Raw genomic sequence first — 317 nt, 5'->3', positions numbered from 1 at the left:
GTCGATAATACGCGGCTTCAGCTTGCGCCGGTGGGATGTGGCCGATGGAACTCAGTAGCCGGCGATTGTTGTACCCGTCCACCCAGGTCAGCGTGGCCAGCTCCACGGCCTCACGGCTTCTCCAAGACTGGCGGTGGATCACTTCCGCCTTGTACAGGCCATTGATGGTTTCGGCCAGGGCGTTGTCGTAGGAGTCGCCCACGCGCCCGACCGAGGGTTCGATGCCAGCCTCGGCCAGGCGTTCGGTGTAGCGGATGGAGACATACTGCACGCCCCTGTCGCTGTGGTGGATCAGCCCGCCCTGCACCGGCTGGCGG

1 protein-coding gene is annotated in these 317 nt (G+C 65.0%); it reads right to left on the bottom strand.

The genetic code is table 11. The annotated features are described in order from the left end of the window. A partial coding sequence (locus ACYQ1H_RS15625; RefSeq protein ID WP_460028961.1) for an integrase core domain-containing protein occupies positions 1 to 317 on the bottom strand: 317 nt, incomplete at both ends.

The organism is Methyloparacoccus murrellii (genome assembly GCF_054657115.1).
Note: the sequence above shows the minus strand (reverse complement) of the source record. Positions and strands in the feature narration are given on the sequence as shown.